The organism is Kribbella sp. NPDC006257, assembly GCF_040613535.1.
Taxonomy (GTDB): Bacteria; Actinomycetota; Actinomycetes; order Propionibacteriales; family Kribbellaceae; genus Kribbella.
Genome location: NZ_JBEXSJ010000003.1, coordinates 310,131 through 327,925 on the forward strand (window position 1 = coordinate 310,131; position 17,795 = coordinate 327,925).

The 17,795-nt window shown below is 67.6% G+C and carries 18 protein-coding genes and 4 tRNA genes; 11 read left to right on the plus strand and 11 right to left on the minus strand.

What is annotated here, in order from left to right; genetic code table 11:
• Positions 1-30 precede the first annotated feature (30 nt).
• The 4 genes from ABZ004_RS05775 to ABZ004_RS05790 all read right to left on the minus strand — a co-directional run bounded on the left by ABZ004_RS05775 (position 31) and on the right by ABZ004_RS05790 (position 5,083).
• Positions 31-1,455 (minus strand): AAA family ATPase, encoded by a 1,425-nt coding sequence (locus ABZ004_RS05775; protein WP_355678607.1) that lies wholly within the window; start codon positions 1,453-1,455, stop codon positions 31-33.
• 235 nt (positions 1,456-1,690) lie between these two features.
• Positions 1,691-2,356 carry a response regulator transcription factor gene (locus tag ABZ004_RS05780; RefSeq protein WP_355678608.1) on the minus strand — a complete coding sequence of 222 codons (666 nt, stop codon included), beginning with the start codon at positions 2,354-2,356 and terminating at the stop codon, positions 1,691-1,693.
• Positions 2,353-3,921, minus strand: coding sequence for a histidine kinase (locus ABZ004_RS05785; protein WP_355678609.1), 1,569 nt, complete (start codon positions 3,919-3,921; stop codon positions 2,353-2,355). The genes ABZ004_RS05780 and ABZ004_RS05785 overlap by 4 nt, the downstream gene beginning before the upstream one ends.
• 46 nt (positions 3,922-3,967) lie before the next feature.
• The gene (locus tag ABZ004_RS05790; RefSeq protein WP_355678610.1) at positions 3,968-5,083 is read right to left on the minus strand and encodes a GntR family transcriptional regulator; all 1,116 of its coding nucleotides are present in this window, start codon (positions 5,081-5,083) and stop codon (positions 3,968-3,970) included.
• A gap of 139 nt (positions 5,084-5,222) precedes the next feature.
• On the opposite strand from ABZ004_RS05790, the gene ABZ004_RS05795 reads away from it, so the two are divergent.
• The 4 genes from ABZ004_RS05795 (at position 5,223) to ABZ004_RS05810 (ending at position 8,820) form a co-directional block, all read left to right on the plus strand.
• Positions 5,223-5,969 carry a hypothetical protein gene (locus tag ABZ004_RS05795; protein ID WP_355678611.1) on the plus strand — a complete coding sequence of 249 codons (747 nt, stop codon included), beginning with the start codon at positions 5,223-5,225 and terminating at the stop codon, positions 5,967-5,969.
• 105 nt (positions 5,970-6,074) lie between these two features.
• Positions 6,075-6,794 (plus strand): SDR family NAD(P)-dependent oxidoreductase, encoded by a 720-nt coding sequence (locus ABZ004_RS05800; RefSeq protein WP_355678612.1) that lies wholly within the window; start codon positions 6,075-6,077, stop codon positions 6,792-6,794.
• Between the two features lie 16 nt (positions 6,795-6,810).
• Positions 6,811-8,274 (plus strand): glycosyltransferase family 39 protein, encoded by a 1,464-nt coding sequence (locus ABZ004_RS05805; protein WP_355678613.1) that lies wholly within the window; start codon positions 6,811-6,813, stop codon positions 8,272-8,274.
• Between the two features lie 33 nt (positions 8,275-8,307).
• Positions 8,308-8,820, plus strand: a complete 513-nt coding sequence (locus ABZ004_RS05810; protein ID WP_355678614.1) for a pyridoxamine 5'-phosphate oxidase family protein — start codon at positions 8,308-8,310, stop codon at positions 8,818-8,820.
• Here ABZ004_RS05810 and ABZ004_RS05815 read toward each other — a convergent pair.
• On the minus strand, positions 8,719-9,702 hold the full coding sequence (locus ABZ004_RS05815; protein WP_355678615.1) for a DMT family transporter: 984 nt from the start codon (positions 9,700-9,702) through the stop codon (positions 8,719-8,721). The genes ABZ004_RS05810 and ABZ004_RS05815 overlap by 102 nt on opposite strands.
• Before the next feature lie 61 nt (positions 9,703-9,763).
• On the opposite strand from ABZ004_RS05815, the gene ABZ004_RS05820 reads away from it, so the two are divergent.
• Positions 9,764-10,675, plus strand: a complete 912-nt coding sequence (locus tag ABZ004_RS05820) for a LysR family transcriptional regulator (protein ID WP_355678616.1) — start codon at positions 9,764-9,766, stop codon at positions 10,673-10,675.
• Positions 10,676-10,977: 302 nt separating this feature from the next.
• Here the strand turns inward: ABZ004_RS05820 and ABZ004_RS05825 are convergent.
• Positions 10,978-11,049: transfer RNA gene (locus ABZ004_RS05825), tRNA-Val, on the minus strand.
• Between the two features lie 126 nt (positions 11,050-11,175).
• Between ABZ004_RS05825 and ABZ004_RS05830 the strand changes: the two genes are divergently transcribed.
• Positions 11,176-11,742 (plus strand): CGNR zinc finger domain-containing protein, encoded by a 567-nt coding sequence (locus ABZ004_RS05830; RefSeq protein ID WP_355678617.1) that lies wholly within the window; start codon positions 11,176-11,178, stop codon positions 11,740-11,742.
• Between the two features lie 295 nt (positions 11,743-12,037).
• Here the strand turns inward: ABZ004_RS05830 and ABZ004_RS05835 are convergent, their stop codons facing one another.
• Complete coding sequence (locus ABZ004_RS05835) at positions 12,038-12,862, minus strand: aminotransferase class IV (protein WP_355678618.1); 825 nt, start codon at positions 12,860-12,862, stop codon at positions 12,038-12,040.
• Between the two features lie 181 nt (positions 12,863-13,043).
• On the opposite strand from ABZ004_RS05835, the gene ABZ004_RS05840 reads away from it, so the two are divergent.
• The 4 genes from ABZ004_RS05840 to ABZ004_RS05855 all read left to right on the plus strand — a co-directional run bounded on the left by ABZ004_RS05840 (position 13,044) and on the right by ABZ004_RS05855 (position 13,735).
• A tRNA-Gly gene (locus ABZ004_RS05840) sits at positions 13,044-13,116 on the plus strand.
• A 33-nt stretch (positions 13,117-13,149) separates the two neighbouring features.
• Positions 13,150-13,220: transfer RNA gene (locus ABZ004_RS05845), tRNA-Cys, on the plus strand.
• Positions 13,221-13,239: 19 nt separating this feature from the next.
• Positions 13,240-13,311, plus strand: a tRNA-Val gene (locus tag ABZ004_RS05850).
• 232 nt (positions 13,312-13,543) lie between these two features.
• Entirely contained in the window at positions 13,544-13,735 is a 192-nt protein-coding gene (locus ABZ004_RS05855; protein WP_355678619.1) for a hypothetical protein, read from the plus strand.
• 163 nt (positions 13,736-13,898) lie between these two features.
• Here ABZ004_RS05855 and ABZ004_RS05860 read toward each other — a convergent pair whose 3' ends face one another.
• Both ABZ004_RS05860 and ABZ004_RS05865 read right to left on the minus strand, forming a co-directional pair.
• Positions 13,899-14,375 (minus strand): hypothetical protein, encoded by a 477-nt coding sequence (locus ABZ004_RS05860; RefSeq protein WP_355678620.1) that lies wholly within the window; start codon positions 14,373-14,375, stop codon positions 13,899-13,901.
• Positions 14,376-14,485: 110 nt separating this feature from the next.
• Positions 14,486-15,472 carry a YafY family protein gene (locus ABZ004_RS05865; RefSeq protein ID WP_355678621.1) on the minus strand — a complete coding sequence of 329 codons (987 nt, stop codon included), beginning with the start codon at positions 15,470-15,472 and terminating at the stop codon, positions 14,486-14,488.
• Positions 15,473-15,534: 62 nt separating this feature from the next.
• Here ABZ004_RS05865 and ABZ004_RS05870 point away from each other — a divergent pair, with 62 nt between their 5' ends.
• Positions 15,535-16,674, plus strand: coding sequence for an epoxide hydrolase family protein (locus ABZ004_RS05870; protein WP_355678622.1), 1,140 nt, complete (start codon positions 15,535-15,537; stop codon positions 16,672-16,674).
• Here ABZ004_RS05870 and ABZ004_RS05875 read toward each other — a convergent pair.
• Positions 16,671-17,327: a DUF2461 family protein gene (locus ABZ004_RS05875; protein WP_355678623.1), complete on the minus strand. Its 657-nt coding sequence runs from the start codon at positions 17,325-17,327 to the stop codon at positions 16,671-16,673. The two genes, ABZ004_RS05870 and ABZ004_RS05875, sit on opposite strands and share 4 nt — an antisense overlap.
• 10 nt (positions 17,328-17,337) lie before the next feature.
• Positions 17,338-17,790, minus strand: a complete 453-nt coding sequence (locus ABZ004_RS05880; protein WP_355678624.1) for a pyridoxamine 5'-phosphate oxidase family protein — start codon at positions 17,788-17,790, stop codon at positions 17,338-17,340.
• Positions 17,791-17,795: the final 5 nt, after the last annotated feature.

Here is a 17,795-nt window from a genome sequence, read left to right on the forward strand (position 1 = left end):
ATGAGCCACCACCCGCCGTTGTCTTGCGAACTAGCGCGGAACGTTCAGTGCGATCGTGATCTGCTCGGCGACCTTGGCCGCTAGCTCCAGGGCGGCCCGGCGGGTGGCCGGCTGGAGAGCCGAGTGGTCGAGCGGACCTTCGGCGGCGATGTGCGGGTCGGTCGGGATGTCGACGACGGCGGCTGCGCGCGATTCGAAGTACGGGCGCAGTTGCTTCTCGACCTCCTTGTTGACGTCGCCGGGGCCGTTGCTGACGGCGATCACCGCGCGCCGGATCAGCCGTTGCGCGTCCGGTCCCTGGTGGTCCAGCTCCTCGAGCATCTGCACGGCAGCCGCGCAGGACAGGCTCTTCCACTTGATCGGGATGACGAGGACGTCGGACGCCTTCATCGCCTCGCGCCAGTTGCTGGAGCCCTCGTTGTTACCGGTGTCGATCACCAGCACCTTGTAGAAGCGGCTCAGCAGCCGGTGAATCTGGTCGAAGTCTTTCGCCTCGATCTGCGCGTACGTCGTGGTGGCGGACGTCAGTACGTCGTACTGGCCGGACACCTGGTGCCGCAGGTACGCGCCGACGTCGCCGAGACGAGCGTCGGGCTGAGTCAGCATCGTCATCGCCTGCAGCAGGTCGGTGACGGTGGACCTGGCGTTCGTGTCGTGCGTACGCAGGTGCATGTTGCCGCGCAGCTCGTTGTTGTCCCAGGCCACGACGCCGCCACCCCGTGCCTGACCGAGCGCGCCCGCGAGCAGCAGTGTGGTCGGCGTCTTACCGGAGCCGCCCTTGGGGTTGGCGACGGTGATGGTGACCGGCCGGCGGAAGGCGGTCGCGGCAGTAGCGCGGGCGATCCGCTCACTGCGCTCGGCGGTGCCAGGGCGAAGCCGCAGTACGCTGCGAACGCCCTTCTCCGCCGGAGCTTCGCGAGGCAACGGGAGTGCCTGCAGGAGTTCGTCGGCGCGGTACGAGACCTGCCGCTCGGGCTGCGGCGCGTGCTGCCCAGGGATGCCCTGCGGGAAGAAGTGCTGAGCGGCCGGAGACAGCCCGGGCTGCTGCTGTTGCGGGGCCTCGTTCTGCTGCTTCCAGGGGTCGCCAGCAGCAGTCGGCGTGCTCCATGGGTCGACCGGTGCCGGGTTGACCGGCTTGGCGGCCCGCCAGGGATCGGCCGGTTCTTCCACCTCGGCCTCCGGCTCCGGGTCAGCCGGCTTGGCGGCCCACGGCTGGGCCTGCGTCTGCGGTGCCTCGGCCGGGGTCGCCGCGGCCGGCTGGGACCACGCGTCGCCCGGGAAGTCCTGGGAGAGCGCGTCCGGCTGCTCGGCCTGGTCGGCCGCTTCGGGTTCGGATTCGGGGACGGCATTGGGATCCGGCTGGGTCCAGGAAGGGGTCGGCTGCCACATCCTCCGGACCTCGGCCGCCGCTGCTTCCCGGTCCTTGTGCTGTCCGGAGTTGTGCGAGTCGGTCACGACCTCGATCCCCCGATTCTGTGAGACGGGGCGGGGCTACCGCCCGTGGTTTGCAGGATTGGTCCCGGGGTGGGTACCCCCGGGAGGGCTCCACTATCCCATGACGTGGTGTCCATGCGATGTCACCCGCCGGAGCGTCGCCGCCCGACTCAGATCCTGCCCGGTCCGGCCGTGCCGTCACGTCGGCTGACCGCTTCATGTCAGACCGGCGGGCGCCCGCGGTTTCGCTGCCGGATCAGTTGCTGACGAGACCGGCTTCGTAGGCGACGATCGCGGCCTGAACGCGGTTCTTCACACCCAACCGGCTCAGTACTGCGCTCACGTAGGCCTTCACTGTCCCTTCGACCAGGTACAGCTGGGCGGCGATCTCCGCGTTCGACAACCCCGCGCCGACCAGGGCCAGCACCTCGCGCTCTCGTGGGGTCAGTACGCCGACCTGTTCCTGGGCCGCCGCCGTCCGGGCCATCCGGCCGCCACCCGATCCGGCGGCCAGCTCGGCGATGACCCGCTGGGCGATCCGCGGCGACAGATAGGCAGCACCCTCGGCAACTGCCTTCAGCCCCGCGATCAGCTCTCTCGGGTCGCCTGACTTCAGCAGGAACCCGCTCGCGCCGTCTCCCAGCGCCCTCGCGATATAGGCGTCCTCCGAGAAGGTCGTCAGCATCACGACCGCCGTCCCGGGCGAGGTGCGCCTGATCTCCGCGCCCGCCGCGAGCCCGTCCATCCGGGGCATCCGGATATCCAGTACGGCGATGTCCGGCCGATGCCGCTGGACCGCCTCGACCGCCGCCACCCCGTCGGCCGCCTCGGCCACCACCTCGATCGCGTCGTCCGTCCCCAGGATCGAGCGCACACCCGCCCGGACCAGTGCCTCGTCGTCAGCCAGCACTACCCGGATCATCGGCCGGCTCCTTCCGGGGTCGGCGGTCGCGAACCTGTCTGTACTACGTCCTTCGCGACCAGCCGATCGTTGTGGAAGCAGAGCCGGTAGGCGTAGGTGATGCTGAACGGTGCGTCCGGGCGGTAGTAACGGCAACTCCCTTGCGCCGGTTCTGGCAGAACGCCGGCCGGCGGATCCACCATCTGCAGCCGCGGGAGCAACTCCTCGACCTCGGCGACGGACTGCCCGAGCTCGAGCTTCTCGTACTGCGCGGGTTCCAGGATCGAGTTGTACCCGACGACCAGGTAGTAGCCGAGGGCAACCACTCCGATGACGGCGCCGACCGCCAGCGGAGCGGCCACCGCGGTGATCAGCCCGCGCCGGGCCCGGCGTCGTACGACGTCTCGTTCTTCCGCCGCCGCCGCGATCTCCGGCTCGACGGCCTTGCCGCCGATCCGCGGTATCTGCGCCACCACCTCGAACCCACCGTCGCTGCGCGGCGCCGCATCGAGCACTCCCCCGACCAGGCGCACCCGCTCCCGCAAGCCGGCCAACCCTCGCCCGGTGGACACGGCCTGAGGGGCAAGCTTCGTGGCGGCGCCGTTCGCGATCCGCACTACGACTTGGTCGGTTTCGTGCGAGATCGAGACGGTGATCGATGCGCCGGGAGCGTGTTTGCCTGCGTTGGTGAGTGACTCCTGGACGACGCGGTGCACCGCACGGTCGACCATCGGGGCGAGTTCACCGTCGCCTTGCTGGACCAGGTGGACGGCGAGCCCCGACGCGACCGCTCGTTCGACGAGATCCGGCACCGACTCGCGGGCCGGAATCACGGGCGCCTCGGCACCGGGGTCCCGCAGTACGCCGATGATCTCGCCCAGCCGCTCGGTGGCGGTTGCGGCGGCTTCGCGGAGTTCGCCGGCTGCCCGGCGCTGCCGTTCGGGGAGTTCGGCATCGATCTCGAGGGCGGCCGCCCGCAGCGCGATCAGGCTCAGCTCGTGCCCGACCGAGTCGTGCATGTCCTCGGCGATCCGGGAGCGCTCTCGCAGTCTCTCGCGATCGATCTCGAGCCCGTGCTCTCGCTCGATCCGCTCGGCCCGCTCCCACCCGGCGGAGGCGAGCAGCGCCTGCTGCGCGCGGTACCGGCCGATCAGCCAGGGCAGCACGACGGTGAGCAAGGCGAACAGCAGCACGACCAGCCAGTTGAGGATCGAGGTCGCCACGGTCCGGTGGACGAGCAGTGCGAGCACGAGCACGCCGACGAGTTCCCAGCTCACCACCAGCAGGAAGTACCTCAGCTGGCTCTCGCGGCGCCCGGAGAGATAGCTCAGCAACACGATCGCGGGCACGAGAGCGATCGGTACGCCGTACGTCGTGCCGCTCGCCAGCGCCACGATCACGCACTCCGTGCCACCGACGATCGCCAGCGCGACCAGCGGCCAGGGCCGGCGTAGCAGCACTCCTGCCGCGAGGACCGTCAGGCAACCCGCCCGGAACCAGTACGGATCCCCGCGGGCGCCGGACTCGCCGAGAACCAGGAGCCCGAGGACGGCCCAGAGTCCCAGGTCTCCCGCGCGCCTCTTCACAGGACGACGCTACACAGCACGCGGCTGGCCGGAGTACTGCCGAAAGTCAGTTGTGCTGGGCATCGACCAGTTCGAACGGGATGATCGAGAGCTTCGGGACCGACTCCCCGCGAAGCTGTGCGAACAACAGGTCAACTGCCTGCCGGCCCATCTCGGTCTGGTTCTGCCGCACATGCAGGTATGGCGGTCCGTCGATCGGATCGCCCGGCGAATCGAAGCAGCTGATCACCTGGCTGCGCTCGCGGCCGAACGCCCGGTCCAGCATCCGGGCCAGGTTGTATTCACACGCCACGAACGCGGTCACCGCCGGGACCTTCCGCTGGAACTCACGGATCAGCTCTAGATCGGACTGAACACTCTCTGCCGTGAACGAGCCGGGCAACGTACTACGGAGGTCTGTCAGGTGATGCGCCTGATAGCTGGCCGGGTCGCGGTCCGCGAAGGCCGACCGGAATCCCTCGAGCCGATCCTCGATGCTGGAGGTGTTCAACGGAGGCGGCGAAACGAACGCGATCTGCCGATGACCTAGCTCGAAGAGCCGCTCGGTCAGAGCACGCGATGCAGCCACGTTGTCCGTGTGCACAGCTGACACCGGGATGCCCGACAGATGCCGATCCACTAGAACCAGTGGATAACCGTCGAGCACCTGCCGGAGCAGACTCGCGTTGTAGAAGTCGCCGTGCACCGGGAAGACGATCAGCCCGCCAACCTCTTCCATGGCCACCAGCGACTCGACAGCTTGTTCCTCATCGGTCTGCCGGCCGCGAGTCCGCCGGACGATCAGGTTGGCCCCATGCTCGGCACACCGTTCTTCTATTGCCTGCAAGAGTTCCAGCCCATAGGACTCCGACACATCGGGTACTAGGAGCGCAATGGCCCCCGGTACGCCGTACGGGCGAGCCGGGCGCAGCCGGCCTTTGAGTGGCATCGAGATGCGGTCCAGGTCAGGCAGTCGCCGTACGACGAACGAGCCCTTGCCACGGACCCGCTCTATCAGGCCTGCCTCCCGTAGTACCTCGAGGGCACGCTTGGAGGTGATCCGGCTGACCTCGAATTGAGCCGCGAGCTCCATCTCGGAGGCGACCCGGTCGCCGGGGCCGAGGACACCGCGCCTGATCTCGTCCAGCACATGGGTGCTGATCTGCTCGTACAACAGGGCCATCGGGTCACCTCCTGGTTGATATACCATCCCAGGCGGTCTGATCAGGCGCAAGTGGGGTGCTCCGACATATTGACCTATGCCAACTGCGCTTCCTACCATCCGAGCACACGCCGTGGCCCTCCCCCGAAGGCGGTCCCTCATGAGCTCACCCGCCGTTCCGTTGACCATCGCGGACGCCGCCTTGGAATCCTTCCTCGGCGCCTACTGGGATCCGGCACACTTCAGCCCGGCGCTGTGGGATCTGGCGATGGACGCCTGCGAGCGCGACGGAGTTCACGAGAGGTTGGTCCATGCGGTGTACGACGGAGTCAGTGCCTTTGCCGACACCGCCCGGTGGGCGCAGGGCTGTGCGCGTGCTTATGAGCTGACCGGCCTGACGCGTTACCTCGACCGGGCTCGGGAACTCCTCGGTTCGAGCTGGGATGCTACGGGCAACGGGCCGGCTGCGATCGCAGCTGTGAAGGTCTATGCGGCGACCGGCGATACGTCGTACCTGGACAGAGCGCAGGCGCTCTACAGCCGGATCAGGCGACAGCCGCGCAGCGAGAACGCAGGCATCTACATCGGCGCAGCGACAGCCCTGTACGGCGTTACGCGGGACGGCAGCTATCTCTCGGACGCCCTGTCGACTGCGGACTGGGTGGTCACGCAGCCGCTGACTGGCGACAAGGCGGTCCTGGTGCGGCAGTTGCATCGGCTCGCTGTGGAGCTGGGCCAGCCGCAGTACCTGCCGTTCCTCCAGCACAACGCGGATCTGGCGTGGCGCCACCGTCGTACGAGTGACGGGCTGATCGGTTCGGATTGGAGTTGCCGCACGCCTCCCGGGCCGCTGGACAGCCTGACCGCAGCCGCCGGCGCTGCGTTGCTCCAGATCGTCGCGCTCTGAATCGTCGCGCTCTGATCCTTGCGCTCTGATCCTTGCGCTCTGAAATCGTCGCGCTCCGAAAATTGTCGGCGGCGTCCGGCAGGGTTTGGCTCGAGGTGATCGAGCATGGAGATCAAGGGCAAACTCGCCGTGGTGACCGGAGCCGCGGTCGGAATCGGGCGCGCCATCGCCCAGCGCCTCGCTGCCGCCGGGGCCTCAGTCGTGCTGGCGGATATCGACGAGGCAGGTGGCGAGGAGACGCGGGCGCTGATCGGATCCGGGCGGTTCGTTCGCACCGACCTGCGTGATGACGATGCGGTGGCTGCCTTGATGTCCTGCGAGCCACAGATCCTGGTGAACAACGCGGGCGGCGGCCCGTCACTGCGGCCGTGTTTCCCCGATGCCGACGTCGGGCGCTGGACCGCGTCCCTCGACCTGAACTTGCGCGCACCGATGCTCGCCACGCAGCTCGCACTGGAGCCGATGCGCCGTGCCGGTGGTGGCGTGGTGATCAACATGGGATCCACGGCAGGGTTGGGATTCGGGCCGCACGTCTCACCGGAGTACAGCGCGGCCAAGGCTGCATTGATCAGGTTCACCGCGACGCTCGGTGTGCTGCGGGACAGCCATCAGGTGCGGGTGAATTGCGTGGTGCCGGACTGGGTCGCCACGTCGCGCGGTCTCGCCGAGCAGGCAGCGCTGCCTGATCCCGGTCCCCCGCTCGTCCCGCTCGAGACGCTCACCGATGCGGTCGTGAACTTCATCGAGGACGACAGCCTGGCCGGCCGGGTGCTGCTGCTCGACCGCGGGCAACCACCTCGGATGCTGGCCGGTGATCCCCTATGACTGACAGCATCTCGCCATGACCACCAGACGTCATCCGTTTGCCGCCGTGCCGGTCGCTGTGGTCGCCGCCATCGTCGCCGTAGTACTGACTGCTGTGTCTGGTCGCTACGGCTTCCATCGCGACGAGCTCTACTTCCTCGTGGCTGGCAAGCACCTCGCCTGGGGTTTCACCGACCAGCCGCCACTCACGCCGCTGCTGGTCCACGTCTCGGGGTCGATCTTCGGCAACACACCGATGGGCATCCGGGTGTTCTCGACGCTCGCGGCCGCCGCCACGATCATCGTCGTCGCGCTGATCGCCCGTGAACTCGGCGCCGACCGCCGTGCCCAGACGTTCGCAGCCTGCTGTACTGCGGTCGCCGGGTTCCCGCTGGGCATCGCTCACCTCGCCTCGACCGCGACGTACGACCTGCTCGCCTGGATGGTGATCGGCCTGTTCGCGGTGAAGCTGCTCCGGACCGGCGATCACCGCTGGTGGGTCGGGATCGGTCTCGCAACCGGGATCGCGCTGGAGAACAAGTACCTGGTGGTCCTCCCGCTCGCCGCGTTGCTGCTCGCCGTACTGATCCTCGGCCCTCGTTCCGTACTCCGAAGTTGGTGGCTCCTCGCCGGCATCATCACCGCGGCGCTGGTGGCCGGCCCCAACCTCTGGTGGCAGGCGACGAACGGCTGGCCGCAACTCACCGTTGCCGGCGGCATCAGCGACGACGACGGCGTCGAGAACCGGATCATGTTCATCCCCCTGCAGCTCTTGCAGCTCTCGCCGTTCCTCGTGCCGGTCTGGGTCGCCGGCTTCGTCCATATGTGGCGTTCCATCCACTGGTCCCGGCCGATCGCCTTGGCCTACCCGATCCTCTGCCTCATCGTCCTGGCCGCAGGCGGCAAGTCGTACTACGCGTTGCCGCTGATGCTGATCCTGATCGCAGCCGGCGCCATTCCCACCCTCGACTGGTTCAGCCGCGGGCGCACCAGTCTCCTGGCTGTTGGAGCAGTCCTGACCGCCGTCACGTCGGTCATCATCGCGCTGCCGGTGCTACCGACCTCGGCCCTCGGCGCCGTCCTGCCCGTCAACCCCGAGCAGGGCGAGCAGGTCGGCTGGCCCGCTCTCACCAGCGCTGTCGCCGACGCCTGGGCGCAGATCCCCGAACCCGACCGCTCCCGCGCCACCATCTTCGCCCTCAACTACGGCGAAGCCGGCGCCATCGACCACTACGGCCCGGCCCACAACCTCCCCACCCCGTACTCGGGCCACATGTCCTTCTACGACTGGGGCCCGCCCCCCGACACCCAGACCGGCCCGGTCCTCCTGGTCGAACAAGAACCCACGCAGTACTACGAATCCCGCCTAGGCACCTGCCACCAGATCGGCACCGTCAAGACGGGCGTGGACAACGAAGAAAACGGCACCCACCTAACCCTCTGCACCGGCCCGACTGAGTCGTGGTCCACCCTCTGGCCTTCCCTGCGGCGCTACTACTGATGCCCGCCATCTCTGCATGAGAGAAGATCGGCCATGGCGCTGACGAACCCGTGGTTGTCCGGACCTGCCCCCACCCAGAAGCTCGATCACGAACGACTGTCCGAACGGATCCTGAACCTGCTGTCCAGCCAGAACATGTGCGTCCTGGCAACCGTCGGCCCCGACGGCCCGCTGGCGACCCCGGTCCGCTTCTACCACCTGGATTTCGCCATCATCTTCACCGCGTCCGCCCGCTCGCCCAAGATGCGGAACCTCGCCGCCGACCCGCGCATCTCCCTCGGCGTCTTCGCACCCTTGGTAGGCCAGGCAAGCAGCCGCGGCGCCCAGATCTTCGGCACCGCCGACATCCTCGATCCGGCCGCTGAGGACTTCGAGCACTACTGGCAGGCATACCGCTGGCAGTCCGACCACGTCGAACGCGGCAACTCGCTCGACGATCCCCCGCTAGGCCCGCTCGTCGTTGTCCACCCGACCCGCATCGTCTACACCGAACACTGGCTCCGCCGCCAAGGCTACGCACCCCGCCAACACTGGCGCCCCTGCTGAGTCTGGTGCCGCTGGGCGGGTTGGCCATTGGATTACTGCAGTTGCGCTGAGGACTAGGGCGCCGCCGACTAGCTGTAGCGGGGCGAGGGATTCGGCGAAGGCTACGGCGGCTAGGGCGACCGTGATGACCGGTTCCAGGGTTGACAGGATTGAGGCGGTCGATGGGCCGACGCGCGCCATGCCGGCGAAGAACATCAGGATCGCGGCGACCGTGCTGATGACGGCGATGGCTGCGATCCATCCCCAGCCGGCTGGAGCGAAGTCGAGGTCGGGACCACCTCGTACGGCGCTGACCAGGCCGAACGTGATCGTGGCACCGGTGCAGACGAGAGCCGCCAACCCGACTGGCGGGATCGCGGCGCCGATCCGGTCGCCCGCGAGGATGTAGGCCGTGTAGGCGATCGCGGCGCCGAAGCCCATCGCCGTACCGAGTCCGTCCAGGCTCCCGGACGCTGCTCCACCGAGGACGAGCACGGTGCCGAGCGATGCGACGAGGAGCGCGGCGACCCGGCGTACGGACGTCTTCTCGCAGCCCAGTGCGACCGCGCCGATCATGACGAGAACCGGATACGCGTAGAGGATCAGCGCGAGCAGGGAGGCGTCCATCCGTTCGAGCGCGCCGAAGAAGAGGCCGGACTGGGTCGCGTAGCCGACGCCGCCCATCGCGAGGCCGGCCGCGATCGAGCGGCGCGAGAGGCCTTTCAGAGCGCCGGTCTTGCGGGCGATGACGAGGAGCATTACGGCCGCGATCGCGAAGCGCAGCAGGAGGAGGTCTCCGACGTGGACGCCGGCGTCGTACGCGGACTTCCCGAAGATCGCCATGGCGCCAAAACAGGCGGCGGACAAGAGGCAGAAGAGGGCACCCATACCGACGATGCTCACAGCGTCAACTATTCACGTCCATCTCCTCTTTGTGCACAGAACCAGGTAGCGTTGATGAACGATGCTGGATCTTCGCCGCCTGCGGTTGTTGCGTGAACTCGACGCCCGCGGAACCGTCCACGGTGCCGCCCGGGCACTCGGCTACACGCCCAGTGCCATCTCCCAGCAACTCGCCGTCCTCGAACGCGAAGCCGGCACCAAGCTCCTGGAGCGCGCCGGCCGGAACGTCCAGCTCACCGAGGCCGGCCACGCCCTGGTACGGCACGCGGCCGTCCTGCTCGACGGCTTGGAGGCGGCCGAGGCGGAGGTCTCAGCGATCGCGGCGGGCCGACCGGCAGGCGTCGTACGGGTGTCTGCCTTTCAGTCGGCTTTCCTGCGCATCGCAGCTCCTGCTGTCGCCGCACTCGCCCACAGCCATCCCGACGTCCGAGTTGAAGTCACCGAGGCAGAAGTCGAGGAAGCCGTACCAGCCCTGCGCCTGCGCCAACTCGACGCCGTCATCGGCGACGAGTACTCCGGACAACCGCGCCCAGTCCACAAAGATCTGACCCGAGAGCTCCTGGTTCGCGAGCAAATCCGCCTAGTCCTACCGGAATCACATCCACTCGCCGCCCACGACCGCGTCGCCATGCCAGACCTCGCCGACGCTCGCTGGGCCGCCTGCCAACCAGGAACCGGCCACCGCGAGATGCAGATCCGAGCCTGCCGCGAACTAGGCGGCTTCGAACCCGACCTCCGCTACTCCTCCGACGACTTCCTGATCCTCGTAGAAATGGTCCGTACGACGGGCGCCTGCGCCCTACTCCCCGACCTCGTCCTCGACTACGGCATCCCCGGAGTAGCCATCCGCCCCCTCACCCAAAACACCCTCACCCGAGAGGTCTACCTCCTGACCCGCACCCCCAAAACCCCAGCCATACAAGCAGTAACAGCCGCCCTACACACCACAACCCCCACCTCTCCGGCCTCCTAACGACCGGTCCCCAGGAAAGCCAACAGACGCCCCAAGGACAGCAGTTCGCACTACGGGAGCGGTCGGCCGGACCGAGCCGACAGACAACCCCAGCCACCGCGGCTCGCCGTAGGAAGATGGTTTTGGCGGGGTGCCGCCCGGCGACCTCAGTCACCGGGAACCGCCGACCGCCGAACCCGACCCCCGCCAAGGGGGTGCGGGTGGCGAAGCCCCCGCACCGCGGCAAGCGAAGCGCAGCCGCACAAATAACGAAAGCGACCCGGCCCGCGCTTTCCGCGGACACGAGTCGCCTAGAGCTTTCGTGGGCGATACTGGGTTCGAACCAGTGACCTCTTCGGTGTGAACGAAGCGCGCTACCACTGCGCCAATCGCCCGCTCTGGTGGTGCTGGTGTTGCCTGTTGAGGTGGTGCGGGTGAAACCATAGCGCATTGGTCCGCGACGTACGAAACCGGCCGGGCTACTCTTGCTTGCAAGACGGAGACCCCGTCGCGTTGGAGATATGACTGTGACTTTCTCGCACGACACCGAGCACGCGCTCGGCACACTGGTCCGGCTGGTGAATACGCTGCCCGGGCCGAGCAGCCAGGTCGACACGATGGAGACCATCGAGGACCTGGAGAAGTTCGTCCACGAGCGGGAGTTCAGCGCGGTCGGAACCTTGACCGAGACGGATCTGCACGAGGTCCGCGAACTCCGTCCGCTGTTCGCACCGGTCTTCACGACAGGTTCGGATGCCGAGGCCGCCGCGATGATCAACGCGATCGTCGCGAGTGGTACGACGACGCCCCGGCTGACCAACCACGACGGTCATCCGTGGCACATCCACTACTCGCGGGACGGTGCATCGCTGACCTGCCGGATCACCGTCGAGTGCGGAATCGCGCTGGCGCAGGTGATCTCGGCCGGCGAACGCGAGCGGTTGCGTCGTTGCGAGGCACCGGACTGCGACGACGCGCTCATCGACCTGTCCAGGAATCGCTCCAAGCGGTACTGCGACGCCCGCACCTGCGGCAACCGGCTGCACGTCGCCGCCTACCGCGAACGCCGCAAGTCCGCCGGCGAATAGCCCGAACACCAACAGCGTCCGAAGTACCTCGAGTACTTCGGACGCTGTCGTTCGCCCACCCCACACCCCCCGGTACGCCGATCCCCCACCCCGCGCGATCGCCCGCCGAACCGCCGACCCTCGGCCCACTTTGAGCTGCGCTTGAGCATCCACCGGCCCCGAAAACACTCAGCTCATGCTCAAAGTCGCCAAGGACCTGCGGGGCATCGCGGCTGTCGGTACGCCGTGCGCCGGGTTTCCATCTCGGTCACCGCGAAACACGGCGAAGGCGACCGCGCGCCCGTAGTACGAAGGCCTAGGGGTCGATGTCTTCGGCGGAGCGTTCGGCGAAGACCTTTGCCACCGCGGCGGTCACCTCACCGGGAGCGGCAAGCTCGCGGTCGTCGCAACGGTGGACTGCCTGGACGTCCCGCGTCGTCGACGTGAGGAAGATCTCGTCCGCCTCGGCCAATCGCGCCAGCGGCACATCGCGCTCGACCGCGCCGAACCACGCGATCACGAGCGCGCGGGTGACACCAGCCAGCGCGCCCGACTCGAGCGTCGGGGTAACCAGCTCCCCGCCGTACACGCAGAAGATGTTCGCGCCGGTTCCCTCGCACAGATCGCCGACGGTGTTCGCGAAGATCGCCTCGGTCCCCCCGCGCTCCTTGGCGTAGGCGAGCGCGCGCACGTTCTCGGCGTACGACGTGGTCTTCAAGCCGGCGACAGCGCTGCGCTCGTTGCGTACCCACGGCACTGTCACGATCGCCGTCGACGGCGCCGGCCGCTCGATCGCCTGGGTCGCGACGACCAGCGTCGGCCCGGCCGTCCCGCGATCCGACGACAGCGGCGACACCCCACCCGTGTACGTGATCCGCAACCGGCCGAACGCGATCTCCGGATCCGCCTTCACGACCTCCGCGATCGCGCGCTCGACCTCGTCGCGGTCCGGCGCCGGCAACCCCAGCCCGGTCGCCGACCGGACCAGCCGGTCGAGATGCTTGGTCACCGCGAACGGCTGCCCGTCGACGATCTTCACCGTCTCGAACACTCCGTCGCCGGTGGTCAGCCCGTGATCCAACGGCGACAGGCCGGCAGCCGCCGGGTCGTCCTGTAGGGCGCCGTTCAGCCAGATCTTCATTCCTGCTCCTTCCAACTCGGGACACCTTAATCCGCAGGCCTTCCGTGACCGCGCGACGACTGCCGGTAGGCCCGTCGCCCGGCCCGTTGGTCTGCCCGGAAGGGGACCCCCGTTTTTGAACTCCGGCGGAGATGAGCTAATGTTCTTCTCGCGCCGAGGGGCACGAAAACCCGGTCGCAATGCGGACGTAGCTCAGTTGGTAGAGCGCAACCTTGCCAAGGTTGAGGTCGCCGGTTCGAACCCGGTCGTCCGCTCGGAGAGGGTTCGGCAAGCCAGGCTTTCTCACTGGTGGAGTGGCCGAGAGGCGAGGCAACGGACTGCAAATCCGTGTACACGGGTTCGAATCCCGTCTCCACCTCAACACCCTTGTACAGCTTGGACGATTGGCGCAGCGGTAGCGCGCTTCCCTGACACGGAAGAGGTCACTGGTTCGATCCCAGTATCGTCCACGAAAGCGATAGGCGATCTGTGTCCGCGGAACGCGCGGAGCGGGTCGCTTTCGTTATTTGTGCGGCTGCGCTTCGCTTGCCGCGTTGCGGGGGCTTCGCCACCCGCACCCCCTGGGCGGGGGTCGGGTTCGGCGGTCGGCGTTCCCGCCAACCGATTCCGTACTACGAACCGCCGCGGCTCGGTTCGCCGGTCAGCACTCCCCCGCCAACCGGTTTCGTACTACGAACCGCCGTGACTGGGTTCGCCGGTCAGCACGCGGGAGTTGCGGCTCATCTGACGTCGCGGATGCCTGGTGACGCTACGACCGGAATCGACGAGCTGAGCGTGGTTGCGATGGCGGAGGTCCTGGCTGTTATCCATGACGTTGATCCGGTCGAGCCCTTCCGCACGTACCAGCACGACCTCACGCGCTCACCCATCTGACCCGTTCAGCTTTCCCTGGGCTGAGGTGTCTGTCAGCACTCCCCTCAAGAAGCTGTTTCGTACTGCGAATCGCTGTGGCCCGGGTTGTTTGTCGGGCTTCCGCTGTGGCTGGTGTTGGCCGGACGCGGGCTGGGGGTCTGCGGCGCGTCCGGCGGGGGTGGGGTCAGGTGGGCTTCGACTCTGACCAGGCTGACCACTGGCCCCAGTTGGCGATGACGCCGCAGTCGACCTGGCTGCCGTTGCACGTGCCGACCCGGAAGCTGATCGTGTGGTCCTCGGCGATGTTGATCTGGTTGCAGGAGTACTTGCCGGCCTGCAGGGCGCCGCCGCCGAGATAACTGTCGGCACCGTTTGCCTGCACGCAGACGCCGAACCGCCCGTAGTCGGTCTTCCACTGCATGCCGACCCGCTTGCCGTCGCTCGCCAGGTCGGCGATCTGCAGGTCATCGCTGTCGGGGAACCAGCACCCGACGGCCGGGGTGTCTGGTACCCGCCACATGCACCAGGCCTTGCCATTGATCCAGTTGTCCGAGGTCACGGAATCCCACTCCCGCGTATAGGCAGCGGCAGTCGGGGCGGTCACCAGCGCCCCACCGAACAGGGCCGTCAGGACGGCCAGGACGAACCAGGTGCGACGCATCGAAACTCCTCACCCGGGGCCGGCATGCGCGGCCCGTCGAGGAGGTCATCCCACCATAAGTGCAGTATCCAGGTCGAGAAAGTAGCTTTCGCGATCCGGTCGAAGGCCGGTCAGGTGCTGGCTGGGTGGCCGGGGCGGTCGGGTAGGGCTCGGCTGTAGCGGTCGGCGAGTTGGCGGACGGAGGCATGGAGTTCGGCTGGTCCCTCGCGGATCTCGAAGTCTGCGTCGAGGAGCGCTAGGTGTACGGCGAGGCCCGTGGCGGAGTCGGAGCCGGTGGTGAAGAGGCAGGTGTTGTTGTCGAGGGGTTCTACGGTGCCGGCGGCTGGTGGGAGGCGGGCGGCGATGCTTTCGGCGGGCGCGTGGACGATGACTTCGGCTCGGTAGCGCCAGGCGGCTGCGGAGACTCGTTGGGAGACGTAGGTGGTGAGGTCGCCGTCGTTGGGTAGGGGGCGGGGTGTGAAGCGTGGGCCGGTGGGGACGCGGGGCGAAATGCGGTCGACCCGGAAGGTGCGCCAGTCCTGTTTGTCGAGGTCGTAGGCGACCAGGTACCAGCGGCGCCCCCAGTTCACGAGTCGATAGGGCTCGACCCTGCGCGTGCTCGACTCGGAGCGGTGGGACTGATAGTCGAATCTGAGTTGTTCGCGGTCGCGACAGAGGCCCGCTAGTTGGGTCAGCAATTCGGGCTCGAAGAGGGGCGCTGGGACGTCTTGCGGCACCTGCACGGTGAAGGTGTGGATCGAGTTCACTCGACGGCGCAGTCGCGATGGCAGCACCTGTTCGAGCTTGGTCAGGGCGTGCAGGGAGCTCTCCTCCAGTCCCGTGAGTTCGGCGGCCTTGCGCAGGCCGATCACTACGGCGACTGCCTCGTCGTCGGTCAGTAGCAACGGCGGGAGCGAGCCGCCCTTGCCGAGGCGGTAGCCGCCGATCGAGCCGCGGGTCGCATCGACCGGATAACCCAGTCCGCGGAGTCGTTCGATGTCGGCGCGGACCGTGCGGGGGCTGACCTCGAGCTTGGTGGCGAGTTCGGCGCCGGTCCAGTCGCGTGGGGATTGGAGCAGCGTCAGGAGCTTCAGCAGCCGGGCCGAGGTTTCGATCATGCGAAAAGTCTGCCAGTTCATTAGGAAGCTAACTCGCCTAATAGAGAAATAATGTTCTGGGTATGACGACAAACACCGAGATTCACCCCTTCCGGATCGACATCCCGCAAGCTGACCTCGACGATCTGCAGCGCCGGCTCGAGCGGACCCGCTGGGCGAACGAGTTGCCGCTGCCCACCGAAGGCGCCGTCCAGACCGGTCCGGTGCCGCCGGGATGGGAGTACGGCGTACCGGTCGGTTATGTGCAGCGTCTCGTAGAGGCGTGGCGGACAACGTACGACTGGCGTGCGTGGGAAGAGCGACTGAACGCGTATCCACAGTTCGTCACCGAGATCGACGGCCAGCAGATCCATTTCCTGCACGTGCGGTCCGCTGACCCGAACGCAATTCCGCTGCTGCTGACCCACGGCTGGCCGAACAGCGTCGTCGAGTTCCTCGACCTGATCGAACCGCTGACCGCGCCAACCGACGGGGCGCAGGCCTTCCATCTGGTGATCCCGTCACTGCCCGGCTTCGGCTTCTCCGGCCCGACCGCGGACCAGGGCTGGAACAGGTACCGCACCGCGCGCGCCTGGGCCGAACTGATGCACCGGCTCGGCTACCAGAAATATGGGGCCCACGGCAACGATGCGGGTGCGTTCGTCGCGCCCGAACTCGGCCGCATCGATCCCGACCACGTGATCGGTGTGCACGTCACCCAGCTCTTCTCGTTCCCCTCCGGCGACCCCGCCGAACTCGACGACCTGTCCGCGGAGGAACTCGGCTACGTGAACTTCCTGCAGTCGTTCCAGGACAACATGTCGGCGTACGCGAAGCTGCAAGAGACGCAGCCACAGACCCTCGCTCACGCCCTGGCCGATTCCCCGTCAGGCCAACTGGCCTGGATCGCCCAGTTGCTGGGCGGCACCAGCGACGAGCACGTACTGACCAACGCGACCATCTACTGGCTCACCAACACCGGCGCCTCCTCGGCCCGCTTCTACTACGAGGACCACCACGCCGAACACCCGACCGAGCCGACCACCGCACCGACCGGCCTCGCCAGTTTCGCCTTCGACTTCCGGCCACTGCGGCGATTCGCCGAACGGGACCACTCCAACATCGTGTCCTGGAACGAATACGACCGCGGCAGCCACTGGGCCACCCAAGACGCCGCGGACCTCCTGATCCAGGATCTCCAGGGCTTCTTCAGCAAGCTCTAATCGTCATGATGCAGGCCGGCTGGCGGTCGGGAGACGTTCCCGACCAGCCAGCGGGCCAGCGGACGTAGTTGAGTGAAGGCGGTGACCACTCGGTCGACCGCCGCCGCCGTGTGGATCCAGTCGTCGCAACCGAGCGGCCGGGTGGCGATGAGAGAGCGGTGTCTCAGCAGCTCCGCCCGCGGATGATCCGCCGGATAACCGCGCAGCGGCCGCTTCAATTGGTCGCCCGAGATTTCGAAGCCCTCGAGCTCCAGCTTGCGGATGATCGCAGTCAGCCGCCGCCCGGAACCAGGATCCGCCGCCGCTGCCCGGTACCGCTCGATCTGTTCCGGCGGCGCGTACCACCAGGCCAGGCTGACCTCCAGACCGTCCAGATCGAACCGGAGACTCAGCTCGACGTTCTGTGCCAGCCGAACGATCGCGCCCTGCCGCTGCCACGCCTCCAGCAGGACCCCGCCGTAGCGCCAGACAGCGAAGTCCTCGTACGCCGGGTCCGCCGCCGCGATCGCGTCGAGCAGCTCGACCATCGGACGGCGTACCAGCTCCTCCCGATCTCGCCGCCAAAGCCGCCGGACCTCCAGAGAAGGCTCGCCGTCCAGTTGGAGCAGCACATCGAAGGCAGCCCGCGGCCAGCCCTCGAACTCACCGGGCACGGCAGGCCGCCTAGACGAGCCAGGTGTTGTCGCGCATGAGCGTCCGGCCGGGCAGTTCGTTGGCCTCCCGCCACGACTGCACGGTGTCGGGGGTCAACCGGAAGTAGAGGTAGAGCGCCTTCGCGTCGCGCGGATCGAAGCCGGTCTTGGCGGCGAAGGCCTCCGCGACTCCGGGTGCCAGCTCCTCGGCACGAAGGGTCTCGGACGTCGCCGTGATCAGGATGACGTCGCGGGTGTGATCCAGGGCGACGTGAGCGCGACCGGTCGACTGGAGGTTGAGGCTGGTGGGGTTCGACGCGGCTGTCGAGAAGAGGAGCGTCTGGCCGTCCCAGAGGAACGAGAGCGGCATCAAGTACGGCGTACCGTCGGCTGAAGCTGTTGACACCCAGGCATCGACATCTTCGTCGAGGCGCTTCAGGACATGATCTTTGCGCACTTCAGGGCTCCGGGGCGGCTCGGTCACTCGCG

Bases quoted from the DNA above. Each gene is read 5' to 3' on its own strand.
- ABZ004_RS05870 (WP_355678622.1), top strand. From the start codon at position 15,535: ATGACGACAAACACCGAGATTCACCCCTTCCGGATCGACATCCCGCAA.
- ABZ004_RS05830 (WP_355678617.1), top strand. From the start codon at position 11,176: ATGACTGTGACTTTCTCGCACGACACCGAGCACGCGCTCGGCACACTG.
- ABZ004_RS05805 (WP_355678613.1), top strand. From the start codon at position 6,811: ATGACCACCAGACGTCATCCGTTTGCCGCCGTGCCGGTCGCTGTGGTC.
- ABZ004_RS05810 (WP_355678614.1), top strand. From the start codon at position 8,308: ATGGCGCTGACGAACCCGTGGTTGTCCGGACCTGCCCCCACCCAGAAG.
- ABZ004_RS05795 (WP_355678611.1), top strand. From the start codon at position 5,223: ATGAGCTCACCCGCCGTTCCGTTGACCATCGCGGACGCCGCCTTGGAA.
- ABZ004_RS05865 (WP_355678621.1), bottom strand. From the start codon at position 15,472: ATGATCGAAACCTCGGCCCGGCTGCTGAAGCTCCTGACGCTGCTCCAA.
- ABZ004_RS05800 (WP_355678612.1), top strand. From the start codon at position 6,075: ATGGAGATCAAGGGCAAACTCGCCGTGGTGACCGGAGCCGCGGTCGGA.
- ABZ004_RS05790 (WP_355678610.1), bottom strand. From the start codon at position 5,083: ATGGCCCTGTTGTACGAGCAGATCAGCACCCATGTGCTGGACGAGATC.
- ABZ004_RS05780 (WP_355678608.1), bottom strand. From the start codon at position 2,356: ATGATCCGGGTAGTGCTGGCTGACGACGAGGCACTGGTCCGGGCGGGT.
- ABZ004_RS05860 (WP_355678620.1), bottom strand. From the start codon at position 14,375: ATGCGTCGCACCTGGTTCGTCCTGGCCGTCCTGACGGCCCTGTTCGGT.
- ABZ004_RS05835 (WP_355678618.1), bottom strand. From the start codon at position 12,862: ATGAAGATCTGGCTGAACGGCGCCCTACAGGACGACCCGGCGGCTGCC.
- ABZ004_RS05820 (WP_355678616.1), top strand. From the start codon at position 9,764: ATGCTGGATCTTCGCCGCCTGCGGTTGTTGCGTGAACTCGACGCCCGC.